At 63.6% G+C, this 19072-nt stretch carries 15 protein-coding genes and 1 riboswitch; of the genes, 9 read left to right on the top strand and 6 right to left on the bottom strand.

Features of this window, described 5'->3' with window-relative positions:
- The first annotated feature begins 46 nt into the window (after positions 1–46).
- The 4 genes from KCX59_RS21290 to KCX59_RS21275 all read left to right on the top strand — a co-directional run bounded on the left by KCX59_RS21290 (position 47) and on the right by KCX59_RS21275 (position 3493).
- A complete protein-coding gene (locus KCX59_RS21290; protein WP_091463941.1) occupies positions 47–1267 on the top strand; it encodes a Re/Si-specific NAD(P)(+) transhydrogenase subunit alpha in 1221 nt (406 codons plus the stop codon).
- Positions 1267–1650 (top strand): NAD(P) transhydrogenase subunit alpha, encoded by a 384-nt coding sequence (locus KCX59_RS21285; protein WP_179017937.1) that lies wholly within the window; start codon positions 1267–1269, stop codon positions 1648–1650. Before KCX59_RS21290 ends, KCX59_RS21285 begins: the two co-directional genes overlap by 1 nt.
- Positions 1647–3020, top strand: a complete 1374-nt coding sequence (locus tag KCX59_RS21280) for an NAD(P)(+) transhydrogenase (Re/Si-specific) subunit beta (RefSeq protein WP_179017936.1) — start codon at positions 1647–1649, stop codon at positions 3018–3020. The genes KCX59_RS21285 and KCX59_RS21280 overlap by 4 nt, the downstream gene beginning before the upstream one ends.
- Positions 3021–3145: 125 nt before the next feature.
- Positions 3146–3493 carry a hypothetical protein gene (locus KCX59_RS21275; RefSeq protein WP_178994456.1) on the top strand — a complete coding sequence of 116 codons (348 nt, stop codon included), beginning with the start codon at positions 3146–3148 and terminating at the stop codon, positions 3491–3493.
- 131 nt (positions 3494–3624) lie between these two features.
- Here KCX59_RS21275 and KCX59_RS21270 read toward each other — a convergent pair whose 3' ends face one another.
- The 6 genes from KCX59_RS21270 to speB all read right to left on the bottom strand — a co-directional run bounded on the left by KCX59_RS21270 (position 3625) and on the right by speB (position 10746).
- Positions 3625–4515 (bottom strand): amino acid-binding protein, encoded by an 891-nt coding sequence (locus KCX59_RS21270; protein ID WP_179017935.1) that lies wholly within the window; start codon positions 4513–4515, stop codon positions 3625–3627.
- Positions 4516–4691: 176 nt separating this feature from the next.
- Positions 4692–5156: a large conductance mechanosensitive channel protein MscL gene (mscL, locus tag KCX59_RS21265; protein ID WP_178994451.1), complete on the bottom strand. Its 465-nt coding sequence runs from the start codon at positions 5154–5156 to the stop codon at positions 4692–4694.
- Between the two features lie 300 nt (positions 5157–5456).
- Positions 5457–6749, bottom strand: a complete 1293-nt coding sequence (locus tag KCX59_RS21260; RefSeq protein ID WP_179017934.1) for a D-arabinono-1,4-lactone oxidase — start codon at positions 6747–6749, stop codon at positions 5457–5459.
- Positions 6750–6778: 29 nt separating this feature from the next.
- The gene (locus KCX59_RS21255) at positions 6779–8281 is read right to left on the bottom strand and encodes an aldehyde dehydrogenase family protein (RefSeq protein WP_256871492.1); all 1503 of its coding nucleotides are present in this window, start codon (positions 8279–8281) and stop codon (positions 6779–6781) included.
- A 27-nt stretch (positions 8282–8308) separates the two neighbouring features.
- Entirely contained in the window at positions 8309–9745 is a 1437-nt protein-coding gene (locus tag KCX59_RS21250; protein WP_179017933.1) for a purine-cytosine permease family protein, read from the bottom strand.
- Entirely contained in the window at positions 9742–10746 is a 1005-nt protein-coding gene (gene speB / locus KCX59_RS21245) for an agmatinase (protein WP_178994445.1), read from the bottom strand. The genes KCX59_RS21250 and speB overlap by 4 nt, the downstream gene beginning before the upstream one ends.
- Positions 10747–10933: 187 nt before the next feature.
- Here speB and KCX59_RS21240 point away from each other — a divergent pair, with 187 nt between their 5' ends.
- From KCX59_RS21240 to glyA, 5 genes are all read left to right on the top strand, one after another.
- Positions 10934–12448 (top strand): PucR family transcriptional regulator, encoded by a 1515-nt coding sequence (locus tag KCX59_RS21240; RefSeq protein ID WP_179017932.1) that lies wholly within the window; start codon positions 10934–10936, stop codon positions 12446–12448.
- A gap of 74 nt (positions 12449–12522) precedes the next feature.
- Positions 12523–12621, top strand: a riboswitch (glycine riboswitch).
- 137 nt (positions 12622–12758) lie between these two features.
- On the top strand, positions 12759–15644 hold the full coding sequence (gene gcvP, locus KCX59_RS21235) for an aminomethyl-transferring glycine dehydrogenase (protein ID WP_370629202.1): 2886 nt from the start codon (positions 12759–12761) through the stop codon (positions 15642–15644).
- 11 nt (positions 15645–15655) lie between these two features.
- Positions 15656–16792, top strand: a complete 1137-nt coding sequence (gene gcvT / locus KCX59_RS21230; protein WP_179017930.1) for a glycine cleavage system aminomethyltransferase GcvT — start codon at positions 15656–15658, stop codon at positions 16790–16792.
- Between the two features lie 487 nt (positions 16793–17279).
- Complete coding sequence (gene gcvH, locus KCX59_RS21225) at positions 17280–17663, top strand: glycine cleavage system protein GcvH (RefSeq protein WP_017197389.1); 384 nt, start codon at positions 17280–17282, stop codon at positions 17661–17663.
- The gene (gene glyA, locus KCX59_RS21220) at positions 17660–18979 is read left to right on the top strand and encodes a serine hydroxymethyltransferase (RefSeq protein WP_364308480.1); all 1320 of its coding nucleotides are present in this window, start codon (positions 17660–17662) and stop codon (positions 18977–18979) included. The genes gcvH and glyA overlap by 4 nt, the downstream gene beginning before the upstream one ends.
- Positions 18980–19072 lie beyond the last annotated feature (93 nt).

Here is a 19072-nt window from a genome sequence, read left to right as displayed (position 1 = left end):
ACTCATGCCAACTGAGTTCTGGAGAGTTCCGGAAGAGGGGTGACGGGTGAAAGCAGGCATAGCGCGCGAGACGCTCGATGGCGAGCGACGTGTTGCCGCAACGCCGGAAACGGTGAAGCAACTGGTGGCTTTGGGCCTTGAGGTCGACATCGAGTCCGGCGCTGGGATGGCGTCCGGCCATAGCGACGACGACTACCGGGCGGCCGGCGCCGCTGTGGTGCAGTCATTGGTTCTCGGATCGCTGGATGTTTACTGCCACGTGCGTCCCATGGAACCGTCGACGGCGGGAGCTCTCCGCCGCGGTACGGTCACCGCCGGTTTGGGGTCACCGTCCTCGGAGTTGCCCACTGTGCGGGCGCTCGCCGCTGGAGGAATCACCTCCTTTGCACTGGAACTGGTTCCGCGTATATCGCGTGCCCAGTCCATGGATGCGCTCACCTCGCAGGCCTTGGTGGCCGGCTATCGCTGTGTCCTCGAGGCGGCCATGCGGCTCCCACGGTTCTTCCCGCTGTATATGACGGCAGCAGGGACCATTCCGCCCGCCCGCGTGTTGGTGCTCGGCGCTGGAGTGGCTGGTTTGCAGGCCATCGGAACCGCCAAAAGGCTCGGGGCCCGGGTTTCCGCCAACGATATCCGCCCGGCCTCGGCTGACGAAGTGGCATCCATGGGAGGCACGTTCATCAGGCTGGACCTGGAGACCGCCGAGGCGTCCGGCGGGTACGCGCGGGAACTCAGCGCGGACCGGGGTGCCCTGCAGCGGGCCCTTTTGACGCCACACGTGGCCCAGGCCGATGTCCTGATCACCACCGCCGCGGTACCCGGGAGGCGCGCTCCGCTCCTGGTAACCCGCGAGATGGTGCAAGGGATGCGCCCGGGATCCGTGGTGGTGGACCTGGCTGCCGAATCCGGCGGCAACGTGGAGGGCAGCATCCCCGGCCAGGACATCCCCATCCCTACCGGCGACGGTCAGGGTGTGGTGACACTGGTGGGAATCAAGGACCCTGCCTCGGCGATGCCCGCTGACGCCTCGCGCTTGTACGCCAAGAATGTGTCCAACCTTTTGGCCCTGATGACGCAGGACGGCGTTGTTGCTCCGGACTTTGAGGATGAAGTTGTTGCCGGCACGTGCCTCACCCACGACGGCCAAGTCCGGCACGCACCAACTGCGGAAGCATTGGCGGCGCTCGCAGGGGAGACTGCCCCCTTTGGCAGCGGTCATGCCGGCACTTTCCCAACAGGAAATTCCGGCAGTGAAGGAGTGCGCTGATGGACGGCATGAGCCTGCTAACGATTACTGTCTTGGCCGTGTTTGTGGGTTTTGAGGTGGTTTCCAAGGTCTCCAGCACCCTGCATACGCCGCTCATGTCAGGGGCCAACGCCATCCACGGCATCATCCTGGTGGGCGCCATCATCGTGGCCGGACAGGCCGCTGACTCGTGGGTGTTGGCGGTCGCCCTGCTGGCTGTCGTCCTCGCCACGGCCAACCTCGTGGGCGGGTTCGTGGTAACCGACCGCATGCTGGAGATGTTCCGCGGAAGGCAACGGCCGCCGTCGAACGCTGGCTATGGAGGTTCCGGCGGTTCCGGCTCTCCCGGTGGACCTGGAAGCCATGCCGTCGTGGAGCCGTTCGATAAGGAGCGCCGGCAATGACGCTGCTCAATCCCACGTGGACGGCACTCCTGTACCTGGCCGCCGCGGCCTGTTTCATCCTCGCCCTGAAGGGATTGAATTCGCCAAAGACTGCACGGCGCGGCAACCTGATCGGAGCATTAGGCGCCCTGCTGGCTGTGGTGACCGTGTTCGTATCGGTGAAGCTGGACAATATTCCCTGGATTCTTGGAGCCATAGCTGTGGGCTCGGGTATTGCTGCGCCCGTGGCCCGTCGCGTGCAAATGACTCAGATGCCGCAGCTCGTCGCACTCTTCAACGGTGTGGGTGGTGGCGCTGCGGCGCTGGTCGCTCTGCTGGAACTCTCCCACGCGGACGATCCGTGGGTTCGGTTGGCAATTGTCTTCACGCTGCTGGTGGGTGCGGTGTCGTTCGCCGGCTCCGGTGTCACCTTCGCCAAACTTCAGGGGCTCATGACCACCCGGCCCGTGACCTTCCCTGGCTTGCCCGCACTGATGGCAGTAGTGCTGCTGGCCGCCGTGGGAGCCGGCGTCGTAGTGATCCTGAATGGCTCGTTGGTGTTGGCGCTGGTGCTGCTGCTGTTGGGATTGGTTGCCGGAGTCCTGTTGGTGCTTCCTGTGGGTGGCGCTGACGTGCCGATTGTCATTTCGCTTCTGAACGCCTTCACAGGGCTGGCCGTCGCGGCATCTGGATTGGTGCTGGGCAATGTCCTCCTTGTTGTCGCAGGCACGTTGGTGGGAGCGTCCGGCACCATCCTCACTCGTGCCATGGCTGCCGCCATGGGACGCAGTGTTGCAGGCATCATGTTCGGGGCCTTCAAGGGTGGGTCCACGGCCGGATCCACTGCGGTGAGTGAGCGGCCAGTGCGTTCCTCCAGTGCGGAGGACGTGGCAGTACTTCTCGGCTACGCGCAGCGGGTGATTATCGTTCCGGGATATGGCCTTGCAGTCGCCCAAGGCCAGCACACCGCCGCAGAGCTTGCCCTTGCCTTGGAAGCACGCGGTATTGAAGTGGACTTCGCCATCCATCCTGTGGCTGGGCGCATGCCTGGCCATATGAACGTATTGCTCGCAGAGGCCAACGTCCCGTACGAGTCGCTGAAGGAAATGAGTGAGATCAACTCCGAGTTCAAGACCACCGATGTGGCCTTGGTGGTGGGCGCCAACGATGTTGTGAATCCCGCAGCAAAGACCACCTCAGGATCGCCCATCTACGGAATGCCTATCCTGGAGGTCGCCGATGCCCGCCAGGTGGTGTTCCTCAAACGCTCCATGCGTCCCGGGTTCGCCGGGATTGAGAATGAACTGTTGTACGAACCGCAGACCACCCTGTTGTTCGGCGATGCGAAGGACTCGCTGACCAAGGTTCTGGGGGCCGTTAAAGCGCTCTAAGACCGACGACTCGGACGGATACTTGCTGGCTTCAAAGACCTTTCGGACAATCAGGTGGGGTCCTATGCTGAACCGTACGAGCTGCCCTGCCCATGCCGAACCGCCACATTCAACGAGGTTGCGCCATGACCGTGAAACTCAACAAGAAGGCTTTTGACCACGCGAAGCATCTGATCCGCGACGGCAAGGTGGTCAAGGACACCCGCGATGACTGGAGCGAGCACGCCCCCAGCGCCAAGGATGAGAGTGCATTTTTGGACAAACATGGGCACTCGGAGTACTCCAAGTGGTTCCTCGGAGTGGACGACGATCACCCGGACGACCAAAAGGGCCACTACAAATTCCCCATCGGTGACTTCAAGAAGATCCACCGATGCGGTGTGATCTCCGCCGAGAGCAGGGCCGGACAGTACGACTACGACGACATTCGTGATGCCTTGGGGAAGCTGCTCGAAAAGATCGACGAGGACTGAACCCTCTCGCCAAGCTCATCTATTCGGCCGTCATGCCTTTGGACGGCTACATCGCGGACCCCGAGCGCACCTTCGGCAAGGACGCCATCTTCTTGAGGCGCCGCGTGCTGAACTGACGTTGCCGGCCGCCCTCAGTTGGTGGATGGCTCGTGTGCGGGACTGTGCGCCAGGATTTCCGCGAGTTCGGCCAACCTATGCGCGCGCGCCGATTCTGCGGGCGAAAATGGCTCGCCGGGTCGGGAAAAGACCAGCGGCCCGTGCCAAGCCGTCGGGATTTTGAGGATGTCAGGTGAAGGCCCGACGACGGCAGTCGCCTCGGGTCCGTGGCGTTCAGGATTCATCGGAACTACTTTTGCGGACAGGAGTTCGGCTACCGCATGCGGAAGTTCCTTGGGGTTCCCGGCGATGCGGGTGGCGAGGCTCAGGGCCTTGGTTTGGCCGTCGGCCATGGCCAAAGCCGTGGTGGGCCAAACGTGGGACTCGTGCCCGCCGCCGTCGTGCAGTGCTTTTAGCAGTTCCGGCTCGGTGACGTCGCCGGGCGTGGAGAGAACGAACTCATCCATCACGCGCTCACTGTGGCCGGTGGCGGCGGAACTGGTTACGGTCATCGGGTGTACGTGGAGGCTAAGGATGTTGGCGTCCAACTTAGCGAGGGACTGGGTCAGCTTCTGCAAGGACCCTGATTGGTCCAGCAGCACTGTTCGCGCACGCCAGAGGGCAGGAGCCAGGTGCAGTTTGTGCCGCTGACGGAGAGCCGGAGCATGCAACCAGCGTCGCAGAACCTTGGCGGCTGACGGTTCGGCCACCCAAATGACCAGCACCGTGGCGGTGACGGCCAGCAGCAGGACCTTGGCCACGTACGGCAGATGGGTTCCGACCACTGCTGCATGAACCAGCAATTCAATGGGAAGCATGACCGCGATGTTCGCGAGTGTAAGCCGGGCTTTGGGGGCTTCGGGCAACTGGCCGCAGACATCACAGAGTAGATCCGCGGTGACGGGAGTGCTCGGATTGGGCTTCATGGTTTCATGCTGCCCTGCCACTGTTTCGAGCCCGTTGCCTTCGCGTCACGTTCCGGGGACGTGCCTGTGAACGTGAATGAACCCGGCGTTCCCGCGGAGAGAACGCCGGGTTCAGGCCAAGCAACTGGGACGCAGCGCTCGCGACGAGCGGTCGGTCCTAACGGGTGCGGTCGGCCCTAGCGCGTACGGTCGGAATCGAAGTCCGCGTCCAGCTCGGAAGTGTTGCCGGCGTTGCGGGCGGCGGCCGCGTCCTTGAGGAGATCGCGGATTTCGGCCAGCAGGGCGGTATCGGCCGGGAGCGGCTCTTCCTCGGGTTCCTCGGTGGAGAGGCGGTTCTTAACCAGGGAATTGATCTTGTTCATGGGCGCTACGAAAATGAAATAGACCACGGCGGCAGTGATCACGAAGGTAACGAGTGCCGTCAGAACAGCGCCGATGTTCACAAGCGTGGCGGGATTGTTTTCCCAGATCTTGAAGCCGAGTCCGTCAGCATTCATGCCGCCGGCGGCGGCGATCACGGGGTTGATGATGTTGGTGGTGAAAGCCGTAACAAGAGCGGTGAACGCACTACCGATGACCACGGCAATGGCCAACTCGATCACGTTGCCGCGAAGTATGAAGTCCTTGAAGCCCTTGAACATGGATGGTCCTCCGATTGGGTGCGGGTGTCTGGCTCAGCAGAGATCAAACTACCACTCCGAGGTTTCAGGGGGTTGTCACAGGGATGTGAGCGAGCGATGGGCGGAAGGGCTCGGGATGTGAGCGAGCGATGGGCGGAAGGGCTCGGGATGTGAGAGAGGGTTGGGCGGAAGGGCTTGGGATGTGAGAGAGGGTTGGGCGGAAGGGCTTGGGATGTGAGAGAGGGTTGGGCGGAAGGGCTTGGGATGTGAGAGAGGGTTGGGTCTCTCACATCCCGGTGCCCCCGGACAAAGCAGTACTCGTTAGGCGAGCAGGGACCTTGTGTGGTCGTTGAGGAACATTCCGCGGGGATCGAACTCGCGGCGGACCTGGATGAACGTGTCCAACTCCGGGTAGAGGCGTTCCAACCGGCTCCGGGTCATGAAGTGGATCTTCCCCCAGTGCGCGCGTGGCTCGAATTCCTGGAGCACGGCATCGGCGTCACGGAAGAACTGCCAGTAGTCGGTCCCGGGCTCGGTGGTCAGGGTGATGACAGTGCTGTCGCGGCCTTGGAACTGGGATATGTACGCGTCATCGGACTTTACCCAGCGGACCTCCACGGGGTACTTCTGCTCGGGATACTTGCTGCGGATCAGGTCCTGGATGGCTTCGACGGCGACCAAACCGTCCTCGCTGCGGACAAAGTACTCGAGTTCATGGAACTGAGTGGTGAAGCCGCCGGGGTAGATCCGGTAGGAACGGTCCAGCCGGGCACCTTCGACGGCGGAGAGCTGGCTTTCGTCCTGGACGGAAGCTACGTTGTACCGCTTGGTGTAGCTGCGGCCGCCCATGCTGTGATCCGGTGAACCGGGGAGGTCCAACAGTTCACAAGAGTCGTCCTCCGGGCACCACAGGAAAGAATAGTGCCGGTTATCATCGATGTCGGCCTGCCATGTGGACGTGGTCTCCGCCCACGTGGGATAGGTGATCTGTTCCTGAAGGTAGTAGCTGTCCTCTACGTCCAGCTCCACTTCCAGGAAGATCCCCAAGGTACCCAAGGCCGTCTGTGCGGCGCGAAGTTCGCGAAGTTGGCCCTCACCGATCTCCACGATTTCGCCGTAGCCGTTGATCAGCTTCACCCAGCGCAACTTCGAGGAGAAGCTGCCCAGGTCCTTGCCGGATCCATGGGTGCTGGTGGCCAGTGCGCCTGCGATCTGCTGCTTGTCGATGTCGCCCTGGTTGCTGAGCGCCAGTCCTTTCTCCCACAAGGCATCCCCGAAAGCGCTGATGGTTGTGCCGGCCAAGGCCCGGGCACGGCGCCCCGACTGGTCAGTTCCGGTGATGGCAGAAAGGCCGGACATATCCATCAGCACGCCGCCGGTTTGGACCAACGGTGAGGACGAATGTCCTGAGCCGACCGCCCGCACAGGCAGGCCTTCGCGGATGGCGAAACGGACGGCGTCGAGCGCTTCTTGTTCATTCCTGGGCCGAACGGTAAAGGCGGGCGTCGCGCTTTGGTTCCCACCCCAGTTGGTCCAGGTGGCGTCCGTGGCAAAAGGGGCCGACGGGGTAGCGGCACCTGGCAAGGAGGCCGGTCGGAAAACATTAGTGGTCATGGTGAAAGCTCCGTTGCTTGTCTGAACGCTCACGCGCCGTGGTTGATCATGACGTGCTTGGTGCGCGAGTAATCATCCAGGGCATAGAGCGAGAGGTCGCGGCCGTAACCGGAACCTTTGAATCCGCCCCACGGTACCTCGCACGCCAGGACCAGGTGGGCATTGACCCACACGGTGCCGAAATCCAGCTGCTTGGGAATGCGGAGGGAGAGGCTGGAATCGCGCGTCCACACTGAAGCTGACAAACCATAGGGGCTCTCGTTCGCGCGGGTCACAGCTTCCTCAGTGGTGCCGAAAGTTTCCACCGTGACCACTGGGCCGAAGATCTCGTGCGTGGCGATGTGTGCGCCCGCGGGAACGTTGCTGATGACCGTGGGCTCGATGAAGTAGCCGGGACCTTCCATGGCGGATCCTCCAACAGCCACGGTGAGGCCTGCCTCACGGGCTTCGGCCAGCGATTCCTTGACCCGCTCGAAGTGCGGGAGGGAGATCATGGGGCCGATTTCGACGTCGTCGCCGGCCTCGGGTGCGCCGACCACCAGGGTGCTGACCTCGCGTACCAAGTGTTCGGTGAACTCTTCGGCCACGGACTCGTGCACCAGCACGCGGCAGGCGGCACCGCAGTCCTGGCCGGCATTCCAGAAGCCGGCGTTGCGTACGCCGGCAGCGGCGGCGCGGAGGTCGGCGTCGGGGAAGACAACAACGGGAGCCTTGCCGCCGAGTTCCAAGTGGACGCGCTTGACGGACTTCGCGGCGGTTTCGGCCACCGCCTGGCCACTGATGACGCTGCCGGTGAGGGCGACCAAGGCAATGTCAGGGTGTTCGGACAGTCGCTGGCCTACAGTCCGGCCGCGTCCTGTCACCACGTTGAGGATCCCGTCAGGAATGCGTCCGGCCAGCACTTCCACCAGCTTCAGCGTGGACAACGGAGTCTGTTCGGAGGGCTTGATGACGATGCTGTTGCCGGCAGCGAGGATGGGCGCGATCTTCCAGGCGGCCATCAGTAGCGGGTAGTTCCAGGGAGTAATGACGCCCACCACGCCGACGGGTTCGCGGAGGATCACGGACGTGTGGTCCGTGGCGTAGTCGCCTCCCGCCATGGAAGTCAGGGTACGGGAGGCGCCGGCCATGAACCGGAAGGTATCGATGGTGCTGGAGACATCGTCGTCCGACACTGCCTGCGGCTTGCCGGTGTTGGCAGACTCGATTGCCTGGAACGATTGCCGGTTCTCTTCGATGATGTTCGCAATGAGGTTCAGGACATCCGCGCGTTCCTTCGGGGTGGTGGCACCCCAGGTCTTTTGGGCCACGACGGCGGCGGCAACAGCGACGTCGACATCATCGGCCGTGCCGGCCTGCACCGAGGCGATGACCGCCTCCGTGGTGGGATCCACGACGTCGATGGTCTGGCCTGAGGAGCCGGGGACGAAGGAGCCGTTGATGAAGTGTCCTGCGGGTGGCAGAGGCAGGTTGTCGGAGTGGTCGGCAGAGGAGCGTCGGACAGTGAACTGTTCGGTCTGGGTGGTAGTCATGATGATTCTCTTTCAGATGAGGGCAGGTCAGATGAGGTCTGGGGTGAGTGCAGTTGCGGGAAAGGGGGCGGCTTCCGTCTTTTTGTCGAACAACCGGGCCGCGAAGTAATACAGGGGAGCGACGACGACCAGGCCGACAATCCAGGAAATGTCCACGCCACCCATCGCCGCAGCCAGTGGGCCCGTGTAGATGGCGGTTGCCGAGAAGGGAACCTGGATCAGGGCACCTGCCAGGTAGGAGCCGATGGCGACCCAATTGAACCGCGCGTACACGCCGCCGTCGCGCTTGAAGAAGTCTTCAACCCTGTACTCGCCGTGCCGCAGGAGGTAGTAGTCCACCAGGTTGATGGCCGTCCACGGAACCAGGACATACATCAGGAAAGACAGGAAGTTGGTGTAGAAGAGGATGAAGTTGTCACGGGCAAACAGGGCGATGGAGACGGCGACGACGAAGAGGATGATTGCCGCGATGCTGCGGGTCTTGGCGTGCGGCAACCAGCTTGGCTTGAACGTTTGCCCGATAGTGAGGGTGCACAGGACGCCGCAGTAAAGGTTCATGGCGTTCGACGCCGCGACGCCCAGGCAGAAGATGCCCACGATGATCAGGGTCCAGGGCTGAAGCAATGCGCCAAGGCTGCCCACGATTTCGACGTCCCCGGTGCTCATGGAAACGGCCAGCGTGCCCACCAAGGCGCCCAGGATCATGGGGAAGAGCGTTCCCAAGACACAGCCCGAGTAGGATGCCCAGAATGCCGGAGCGGATCCTGTTCCTTGCGGCATGTAGCGCGAATAGTCGGAGACGTACGGTGCGTAGGCCAGCTGCCACAATGCGGAGACGGAGATGGTGCCCATGAAGCCCACCCAGTTGAAGTTACCCGTCTCGAGGAAGCTGGCCGGCAGTCCGTGGACCATCAAAATCCACCCGAAAGCCAGCAGCAGTGCCAGCCCGGCGGCGACGCTGAGGACGCGTGCATAGGCGTGGATGAGCCGGTAGCCGAAGATCGTGGCGATGACGCTGACCACGCCGATGATAATAATGCCGGCGTCAACGCTGATGCCCGGACTCACCGCTGCCATGGCCTCGCCGCCGAACACCAGGTTGGCCGCGAAGAACCCCACGTACATGACCACCACGATGACCACGATCAACAAAGCCCCGAAAGAACCGAACTGGCCGCGGGTCTGGATCATCTGGGCCACACCCAATTGCGGGCCCTGCGCGGAGTGCAGCGCCATGAAGATGCCGCCCACCACGTTGCCGATGATGATGCCCACGATCGCCGGCACGAAGCCCAGGCCGAACACCGTGGTGGCGAGCCCGCCGGTCACGATGGTCATGATCATGATGTTCGAGCCGAACCAGATGGTGAAGAGGTCCCGGGCCTTGCCGTGGCGCTCATCGGCGGGGATCGGCTGGATGGTCTTGTCCTCGAGCCGGGGTACCTCAGTTGCCGGCGCACTCATGACGTAGCCCGGGATGCTGAAGCCAATTCACGGCCAACTGTGCTGTTTGCTTTGCTGCGGTTCACCATCAGCCCGAGAAGGTCAAAGACCAGCGTGGCGGCGGCGACGGTGGTGATGTCCGCGTGGTCATACGCCGGGGCGACTTCCACGACGTCGGCGCCCACGATGTTGATGCCGTTCAGCCCGCGGAGCAGGGCCAGGAGCTCGCGGGAGTGGAGCCCGCCCATCTCAGGGGTGCCGGTGCCGGGTGCGAAGGCCGGGTCAAGGACATCGATGTCGATGGAGACGTACACGGGGGTGTCACCGAGCCTGTCCTTGACGCGCTGGATAGCTGCGGGGACGCCGATGACGTCCAGGTCCGAGCACCGGATGATCTGGAACCCGAATTCGTGGTCGCGGAGGAAGTCGTTGCGGTCGTAGACCGGCCCGCGGATACCCACGTGCATCGACTTGTCCTCCACAAGAAGGCCTTCTTCGAACGCCCGCCGGAAGATGGTGCCGTGCGTGATCGGCTGGTCGAAATAGGTGTCCCAAGTGTCCAAGTGGGCGTCGAAATGCAGCAGGGCTACCGGACCATGGACCTTGTTCAGGGCCCGCAGCATGGGCAGGGCGATGGTGTGGTCGCCGCCGATGGAAATGAGCCGCTTGTCCTCGCTGATCAAGGGCAAGGCCTGCTCCTCGATTTCACGGACGGCCCGGGTGATGTCGTAGGGGGTGCAGGCGATGTCGCCGGCGTCCACTACCTGGGCTTCGTACACCGGTTCAACGTCGAGCTCCGGGTGGTACCCCGGGCGGAGGAGGCGGGAGGCTTCGCGGACTGCGGCGGGTCCGAAGCGGGCGCCGGGCCGGAAGGAGGTTCCGCCGTCGAACGGGACGCCGACGATCGCAATGTCGTAGTCCGGGACGCGGTCGATTTGGGGGAGACGGGCGAAAGTACCGAGGCCTGCATACCGGGGGACTTTGGTGGCGTCGACAGGGCCGATGGGCTTGTGCGTTGTCATTGACGGATCCTTGGGTTGAGGGGTGCTCGCCGTTGAGCGGGAAGTAAGTAATTCCATTCTTGGTGACGCGGATCACTCCGGAAAGCGCTACATTGACTACAAATAGTTGAGGCGTTTAGACGAATGTCTAAGTGCCCCGGAACGCGGCGGCAAGACCGCCGGAAACGCAAGGGAACCGGAGCGCACAATGGCAATCACCGTGGGTGAACTCGTGGCTGAACCGCAACTGGGACTCACCCTCCTGGCAGGAGCGGCAGGCCTCGAAAACCGCATCACCTGGGCTCACACGTCGGACCTTCCCAGGCTGTGGGAGTGGGTCACCGGCGGCGAACTCATGATGACCAACGGCCTGTCGATTCCCGCCGACGCCGAGGGCCAAGTGGCGCTCGCAGAGGCCTTGATGGACAGCGGCGCCAGCGCCTTGGCGATCGGCGAGAAAATGCACGCACCGCCGCTCACCGCGGAATTCATGGAAGCGTGCGAGCAACTCCCGTTGCCCCTGATCAACATCCCGTACCCGCTGCCGTTCATCGCGATCGCCCGGTCGGTGGCCGAGTCCTCCTTGCTCGAAGAATCCCGTCGGCTGCGGCAGACTGCCCGCGTCTACGATCTGCTCCGCACCGCCGGAGCCTCCGAAGACCACTGGCAGAGCCTGGTCCAGCGGCTGGCGACCGAGCTCGACGCGGACCTGTTCGTGGTGGACCGCCGCTGCCTCCATCCTTGGCACCCGGACGGTCAGGCACTCCCCGTGTTTCTCTCCGAGGAGTGGGCTCCGCTATCGGGGCAAGTGTCCCTCGCGGGAAAGAACTTCCAGTGGCATCGCATCCGCGGCAGGCACGTCCTCACCATGGACATTCCCACCCATGCCAACGCGCTCCTGGTGGTGCTGCCCAACAGCGAACCGCACCCGGACGCCGTCGTGCTTCTCCACGCCGCAACCGTGCTGGGACTGCAGCTTTCGCGCATCGTTTTGTCGCTGGAAGGCCGCCACCGGCTGGCCGGCGAGTTCCTCCTGCAGGCAATGGACGGACGCTTGGGCGCGGCCGAAATGGAGAGCCGGCTGGCAGCTTTCGAGGTTTCGCCCCAGGATTTCCTGCTCGCCTCACTGACGGCGGACGCCGCGGTTAAAGCGGCGGACGACGGCGGCAGGCTGGCGAACGTGCACATCGAACTGTGGCGGCACGGGGTTGCGTCCGCGTCCTTGAAGCGGAACAACAGGCTCCATGTGGTGGTCCCGGCAGACGTGCCTGACGATGTCCTGATGCACTGTGCCGGCATGGAAACCACGATCGGGATCAGCGCGCCGGCGGCCGTTGCGAACATCCAACGGGCGCTGCAGGAGTCCCTCTGGGCGCTCGGTTCCGCCCGCGCCAACAACCAAGGGCTGGCCCGCTATGCGGAGGGGCCCTCATGGCTGGGACTCACCGGTTTTGAGGAAGGAACCGCCCTGGTCCGGCGTCTTTTGGGTCCGATTTTCGACTACGAGCAGAGCCAGGAAGGTGATCTCATTGTCACCTTGAGGACGTATTTGGACTCGCAGCGGTCGTGGCAGAAGACTGCTTCAGCATTGTTCGCGCACCGACAAACCATCATCTACCGGATGCGGAAAATCGGCGAACTGACGGGGCTGGACATGGGCGAAACGTCCACCGTCGCCCAACTGTGGTTCGCTCTGCAGATCCATGAAGCGATGCATCAGTAGCCACACCTTGCTTGCGTTTCTTCAAAACAACCAGTTATGGTGTGAAGCGTGTCACTCACGTGATGCAACGCTTTTGATCTGCGGCGGGAGAGCCCTGCCGGTACATCCAGTCAGGCGCCGTAGGAGCAAATCCTCCCCAGGAATCTCTCAGGCCCATGTACCGCCGCGGTTAGGCAACTCTGGAAAGCAGTCCGGGTAACCGGGCTCACCGACGGTGCAAGCAGGCAACCATTCCTGCGGAATCTCTCAGGTCCAATACAGAGCGGGGAGGAACCCCACATCATCGTGGCGCTCACTGGGCGCCTGAATCATGGAGTTCCTCTTGACTGTTCAATCAACCCCCACCGCCTTCGCGGACCGGCACATCGGCGCCCGCCGCCAAGCCGACGTTGACACCATGCTCAAGGCCATCGGCTACGACTCTGTCGACGGCTTGGTAGACGTCGCCGTTCCCGATTCCATTCGCCAGGACACTGCCCTGAAGCTGCAGGACGCCCTCACCGAGGTGCAGGTCCTCGCCGAGCTTCGCAAGCTCGCCTCCAAGAACAAGACCGCTGTCCAGATGATCGGCCAGGGCTACTACGACACCGTCACGCCCCCGGTGATCCGCCGCAACATCCTGGAAGCTCCGGCGTGGTACACGGCCTACACGCCGTACCAGCCCGAGATTTCCCAAGGCCGTCTGGAGGCGCTGCTGAACTTCCAGACCATGGTGCAGGACCTCACCGGGCTTCCCGTAGCCAACGCCTCGCTCCTGGACGAAGCCACCGCCGTTGCCGAGGCCGTGCTGCTGATGCGCCGCGCCAACAAGTCCAAGACCGCCAAGGACGGCAAGACCGTTCTGGACGCTGACCTTCTCCCGCAGACCATCGCCATTGTGAAGGGCAGGGCTGAGGCGCTGGGCTTCGAGGTGGAGATCGCTGACCTTTCGGCGGGCCTTCCCGACGGCGATATCAACGGCATCGTCCTGCAGCAACCCGGCGTTTCCGGGCGCGTGTTCGATCACTCCGGTGTCATCGCTGACGCCAAGGAACGCGGCGCGCTGGTCACTGTGGCCGCGGATTTGCTGGCGCTCACCCTCATCACGCCCCCGGGCGAGCAAGGTGCGGACATCGCCGTCGGAACTGCGCAGCGCTTCGGCGTTCCACTGTTCTTCGGCGGCCCGCACGCTGCCTACATGGCCGTCCGCGAAGGCATGGAGCGCACGCTGCCGGGCCGCATCGTTGGGGTCTCCAAGGACAACGCCGGCGTCCCTGCTTACCGCCTGGCCCTCCAGACCCGCGAGCAGCACATCCGTCGCGAGAAGGCGACGTCCAACATCTGCACCGCGCAGGCACTGCTCGCGATCGTAGCCTCGATGTACGCCGTCTACCACGGCCCGGAAGGCCTGAAAGCAATCGCCGAAACCGTCCACGGCCACGCCCGTGTTTTGGCTGCGACCCTGCAGAAGGCCGGCCGCGAACTCGTCTCCGAGGCTTTCTTCGACACCCTCACCGTTCGCGTTCCCGGCAAGGCAGACAAGGTCATCGCCGCCGCCGAAGCCCGCGGCATCAACCTGCGCCTCATCGATGCGGACACCGTTGGCGTCTCCATTGATGAAACCACGACGCCGGAGATCCTCTCCGCGGTTGCCGTCGCCTTCGGTGCCGGTCCGGTAGGGGACTTTACCGGATTCGAATTGCCCGCTGACGTAGTCCGGACATCCGATTTCCTGCAGCACCCGGTGTTCAACACGCACCGTTCCGAGACGCAGCTGTTGCGCTATATCCGCAAGCTGTCGGACCGGGACCTCGCACTGGACCGCACCATGATCCCGCTGGGTTCGTGCACCATGAAGCTGAACGCCACCGCTGAGATGGAGGCGATTTCCTGGCCGGAGTTCGCCTCCATCCACCCGTTCGCTCCGGACCACCAGACCGCGGGTTGGCGCGAGCTGATCGAGGACCTGGAAGCGGACCTCACCGAGATCACCGGCTACGACCAAGTCTCTATCCAGCCGAATGCCGGTTCCCAGGGCGAGCTCGCAGGCTTGCTTGCGATCCGCGGTTACCACCTGTCCCGCGGCGATGAGCAGCGCACTGTTTGCTTGATCCCGGCATCGGCCCACGGCACCAACGCGGCCTCGGCTGTGCTGGCGGGCATGAAGGTGGTTGTGGTGGCGACGGCTGCCGACGGCACGATCGATCACGCGGATCTCGCTGCGAAAATCGAGGCCCACCGTGAGGTTTTGTCGGCCATCATGATCACCTACCCGTCCACGCACGGTGTGTACGACGCCGACGTCCGCGAGGTCTGCGACGCGATCCACGCAGCCGGCGGCCAGGTGTACGTTGACGGTGCCAACTTGAATGCGCTGGTTGGTTTGGCACAGCCGGGCAAGTTCGGCGGCGACGTGTCCCACCTGAACCTGCACAAGACCTTCTGCATCCCCCACGGTGGCGGTGGACCGGGCGTTGGGCCTGTAGCTGCGAAAGCCCACTTGGCTCCGTTCATGCCTGGCGACGCGAAGAAAGCGGCGCATGAACCCGGTCATGGCGTTGCGATCTCGGCTTCGCGTTATGGCTCGGCCGGTGTGCTGCCGATTTCCTGGGCATACGTGAAGCTCATGGGTGGCCAAGGACTGACGGAAGCCACCAAATCGGCTTTGTTGGCAGCCAATTACGTTGCTTCCCGCCTGGATGAGCACTTCCCGGTTTTGTACACGGGCGAGGGCGGACTCGTGGCCCACGAGTGCATCCTGGACCTACGTGAGCTGACCGTCCGCACAGGTGTCACGGCTGAGGACGTTGCCAAGCGCCTGATCGACTTCGGCTTCCACGCCCCCACGTTGGCGTTCCCGGTTGCGGGCACCTTGATGGTGGAGCCCACCGAGTCCGAGGACCTGGCCGAGATCGACCGTTTCATCGAAGCCATGATCACCATCCGTGCGGAGATCGAGCAGGTGGCCAGCGGTGATTTCACTGTTGAGAAGTCGCCGCTGCGCAACGCACCGCACACGGCTGCCGCCGTCGTAAGTTCCGGCTGGGACCGCGACTACCCGCGGGAGCAGGCAGCGTTCCCCGTCCACCACCTGAAGCAGGACAAGTACTTCCCGCCGGTCGGCCGAATCGACGGCGCCGCAGGCGACCGGAACCTGGTGTGTTCCTGCCCTCCCCTCGAAGCGTTCGAGGACAACACTGCTGACTTCGAAAACTAAGGACTCCCGTCATGTCTGAGAATTACACAGCTCTTTACGAGCAGCACAAAAAGGCCGGTGCATCGTTTACGGACTTCGGTGGCTGGCAGATGCCCCTGAAGTACGAGTCCGAGCTTGCCGAGCACCACGCTGTCCGCAAGTCTGCGGGCTTGTTCGACCTCTCCCACATGGGTGAAGTCTGGGTCACCGGCCCGGACGCTGCGTCCTTCCTGGATTACGCGCTCGTGGGCAAGCTGTCCGCTGTCGCCGTGGGCAAAGCGAAGTACTCGCTCATCTGCAACACCGACGGCGGCATTATCGACGATCTCATTTCTTACCGTCGCCCCGCTCCCGAAGAAGGCATCGACAAGTATCTGGTGGTCCCCAACGCGGGCAACGCGAAGGTGGTTGCTGCGGCACTGCTGGAGCGGGCGGCCGGCTTCGACGTCGTGGTGGAGGACGCTTCCGCTGAGACCTCACTCATCGCCGTGCAGGGCCCGAACGCCGAAGCCATCCTGCTGAAGCTGGTCCCCGCGGAGCAGCACGCGCTGGTCACCGAGCTGAAGTACTACGCGGCGGTTGAGGTCTCCATCAACGGACAGGACCTGCTGCTGGCCCGCACCGGATACACCGGCGAGGACGGCTTCGAGATCTACATCCCAAACGTCGACGCCGCCGGTCTCTGGGAAGCACTGCTCGAAGCCGGCGAAGGCCACGGACTCATCCCCGCCGGCCTCGCAGCCCGCGACTCACTGCGCTTGGAAGCCGGAATGCCCCTGTACGGCAACGAGCTCTCACGCCACGTCAACGCCTACGCGGCGGGACTGGGCCCCGTAGTTTCCCTGGCCAAGGAAAGCGACTTCATCGGCCGCGATGCGCTCACCGCCATCAAGGCCGCCGGCGTCGGCTCCGCTCTTGGACAGAAGCTCGTGGGCCTCAAAGGAACCGGACGCCGCGCCGCCCGCGCCCACTACTCGGTGCTGAAAGACGGTTCGCTCATCGGCGAAGTCACGTCCGGCCAGCCCAGCCCGACGCTCGGCTACCCAATCGCCTTGGCGTACGTCGACGTCGAGCATTCCGAGCCGGGCACCATCGTGGACGTCGACCTCCGCGGCAAGGCGGAGCCGTTCGTAGTCGTCCAGCTCCCGTTCTACAAGCGCCAAAAGTAGGTCCCGGTGAGAGTGACATCCTCCGCGGGCTCGGTCGCAGAAGCGCCCGTTGGGCGGCGGGTTAAGTAGGTTCCGTCGGCTTTGACCTCCTCTGCATGCTCCCCACCGTCCCCCTCGCCTCGCAAGCTCGGCCAGGGAACCCGGACGGCGTGGCCCCCGTCGAATACAGGGCCCGCTGAGCGGACGCGACGCTCCCTTAGACGCATGCTGCCGGAGGCCAAACCCGAAAGGGACCGGCGGCTCACCTTGCGCACGGAACCAGGAGACCGAGGCAACCTGCTGAAAGGCGGGTTCCAAGCCTCGGTTCGCTGCTCCTCAAAAGGCGAGCGGCACAACGGTGACGGCCGGCAGGCGGACAGCGGATTCCGGAAGCGTGCGTCAAAGCGACGAAGGAGCAGCACGCGGAGGAATTCGGTGTCCGGCACCCAACCCAAGTGTCACCGTGACCACGAACATTTTTTAGACATATGAGAAGTGAGGAATTGGAATGAGCAAAGTAGTTGCCGAGCTGAAGTACTCGGCTGAGCACGAGTGGGTTGCCGTTGATGGGGACGGGCCCGTAGGTATTGGGATTTCCGCCGTCGCCGCTGACGCCCTGGGTGACATTGTGTACGTGGACCTCCCTGAGGTTGGTTCCACTGTGACCGCCGGCGAGACCTGTGGCGAGGTGGAATCGACCAAGTCGGTATCGGACCTGTACTCGCCCGTTACTGGTGAGGTCACCGAGATCAACGACGCCGTTGTCAGCGATCCGGCACTCATCAACAACGATCCCTACGGCGCAGGCTGGCTGTTCAAGGTGGCCGCCACCGAAGAAGGACCGCTCATGTCGGCCGAAGAATACGCTGCAACAAACGGAGGAGAACTGTGAACCCGGTATCTGTAACTGACTTTCAGCAGGTCGTGTCGGCGTCGTTGGACGCGCAGCTGTCCGAGCTGGATCCAGAGATCGCTGCAAAGATCGACGACGAACTGGGTCGCCAGCGCGACGGCCTGGAAATGATCGCCTCGGAGAACCACACGGCCGTTGCAGTGATGCAGGCTCAGGGCTCGGTGCTGACCAACAAGTACGCCGAGGGTTACCCGGGCAAGCGTTACTACGGCGGCTGCGAGCACGTTGATGTGATCGAGCAGCTCGCGATTGATCGCATCAAGGCCCTGTTCGGCGCGGAGTTTGCCAACGTCCAGCCTCACTCCGGTGCACAGGCCAACGCCTCCGTGATGCACGCCCTCATCAAGCCGGGCGACACCATCATGGGCCTCAACCTGGCCCACGGCGGCCACTTGACCCACGGCATGCGGATCAACTTCTCCGGCAAGCTCTACAACGTGGTCCCCTACGGCGTCCGCGAAGACACCCACACGGTGGACATGGCCGAGGTTGAGCGCCTGGCCTTGGAACACAAACCGGCACTCATCGTCGCTGGCTGGTCCGCTTACGCGCGGCAGCTGGACTTCGCCGAGTTCCGCCGGATCGCCGACTCCGTTGGTGCGTACCTCATGGTGGACATGGCCCACTTCGCCGGTCTGGTTGCTGCAGGCCTCCACCCGTCACCGGTCCCGCACGCCCACGTCACCACGTCCACCACGCACAAAACCCTCGCCGGTCCGCGAGGCGGCATCATCCTCTCCAACGACGCCGACATCGCCAAGAAGATCAACTCGGCCGTGTTCCCCGGCCAACAAGGCGGCCCGCTGGAGCACGTCATCGCAGGGAAGGCCGTCGCGTTCAAAATCGCCGGTTCCGAAGAGTTCCGCGAGCGTCAGGAGCGTGTCCTTGCCGGTGCGCGGATCCTCGCCGAGCGACTGATCCAGCCCGACGTTGCCGCCAAGGGCATCAGCGTGGTCTCCGGCGGCACCGACGTGCACTTGGTCCTCGTCGATCTCCGCAACTGCGAACTCGACGGCCAGCAAGCCGAAGACCGCCTCGCCGAGATAGACATCACCGTCAACCGCAACGCCGTCCCCTTCGACCCCCGCCCGCCCATGGTCACCTCCGGCCTGCGCATCGGCACCCCGGCCCTGGCTACCCGCGGGTTCGGCGAAGAAGCGTTCCGCGAAGTTGCCGATATCATCGCCGAAGTACTGATTGCCGACGCCGATGCGGACCTTTCCGGGCTGCGGCACCGTGTTGATGTGCTTGCGAAGGCGCACCCGCTGTACCCGGGTGTTTCGAACCTCTCGTAAGTCGCCTCGGGGCTCGGTTCGCCCGTCGGGTTCGGTTCCCGTCGGGTTCGGTTCGCCCTTCGAGTTCGGTTCGCCCTTCGAGTCCGGCCTCCT

Origin of the sequence: Paenarthrobacter nitroguajacolicus (assembly GCF_051027655.1) — a bacterium.
Classification (GTDB): domain Bacteria; phylum Actinomycetota; class Actinomycetes; order Actinomycetales; family Micrococcaceae; genus Arthrobacter; species Arthrobacter nitroguajacolicus.
Note: the sequence above shows the minus strand (reverse complement) of the source record. Positions and strands in the feature narration are given on the sequence as shown.

What these genes read in the sequence shown, in the direction of transcription:
- gcvT (WP_179017930.1), top strand. Translation starts at nt 15,656, where the DNA reads ATGTCTGAGAATTACACAGCTCTTTACGAGCAGCACAAAAAGGCCGGT.
- gcvP (WP_370629202.1), top strand. Translation starts at nt 12,759, where the DNA reads ATGGAGTTCCTCTTGACTGTTCAATCAACCCCCACCGCCTTCGCGGAC.
- gcvH (WP_017197389.1), top strand. Translation starts at nt 17,280, where the DNA reads ATGAGCAAAGTAGTTGCCGAGCTGAAGTACTCGGCTGAGCACGAGTGG.
- KCX59_RS21275 (WP_178994456.1), top strand. Translation starts at nt 3,146, where the DNA reads ATGACCGTGAAACTCAACAAGAAGGCTTTTGACCACGCGAAGCATCTG.
- KCX59_RS21270 (WP_179017935.1), bottom strand. Translation starts at nt 4,515, where the DNA reads ATGAAGCCCAATCCGAGCACTCCCGTCACCGCGGATCTACTCTGTGAT.
- KCX59_RS21285 (WP_179017937.1), top strand. Translation starts at nt 1,267, where the DNA reads ATGGACGGCATGAGCCTGCTAACGATTACTGTCTTGGCCGTGTTTGTG.
- speB (WP_178994445.1), bottom strand. Translation starts at nt 10,746, where the DNA reads ATGACAACGCACAAGCCCATCGGCCCTGTCGACGCCACCAAAGTCCCC.
- KCX59_RS21250 (WP_179017933.1), bottom strand. Translation starts at nt 9,745, where the DNA reads ATGAGTGCGCCGGCAACTGAGGTACCCCGGCTCGAGGACAAGACCATC.
- KCX59_RS21260 (WP_179017934.1), bottom strand. Translation starts at nt 6,749, where the DNA reads ATGACCACTAATGTTTTCCGACCGGCCTCCTTGCCAGGTGCCGCTACC.
- KCX59_RS21255 (WP_256871492.1), bottom strand. Translation starts at nt 8,281, where the DNA reads ATGACTACCACCCAGACCGAACAGTTCACTGTCCGACGCTCCTCTGCC.
- KCX59_RS21240 (WP_179017932.1), top strand. Translation starts at nt 10,934, where the DNA reads ATGGCAATCACCGTGGGTGAACTCGTGGCTGAACCGCAACTGGGACTC.
- KCX59_RS21280 (WP_179017936.1), top strand. Translation starts at nt 1,647, where the DNA reads ATGACGCTGCTCAATCCCACGTGGACGGCACTCCTGTACCTGGCCGCC.
- mscL (WP_178994451.1), bottom strand. Translation starts at nt 5,156, where the DNA reads ATGTTCAAGGGCTTCAAGGACTTCATACTTCGCGGCAACGTGATCGAG.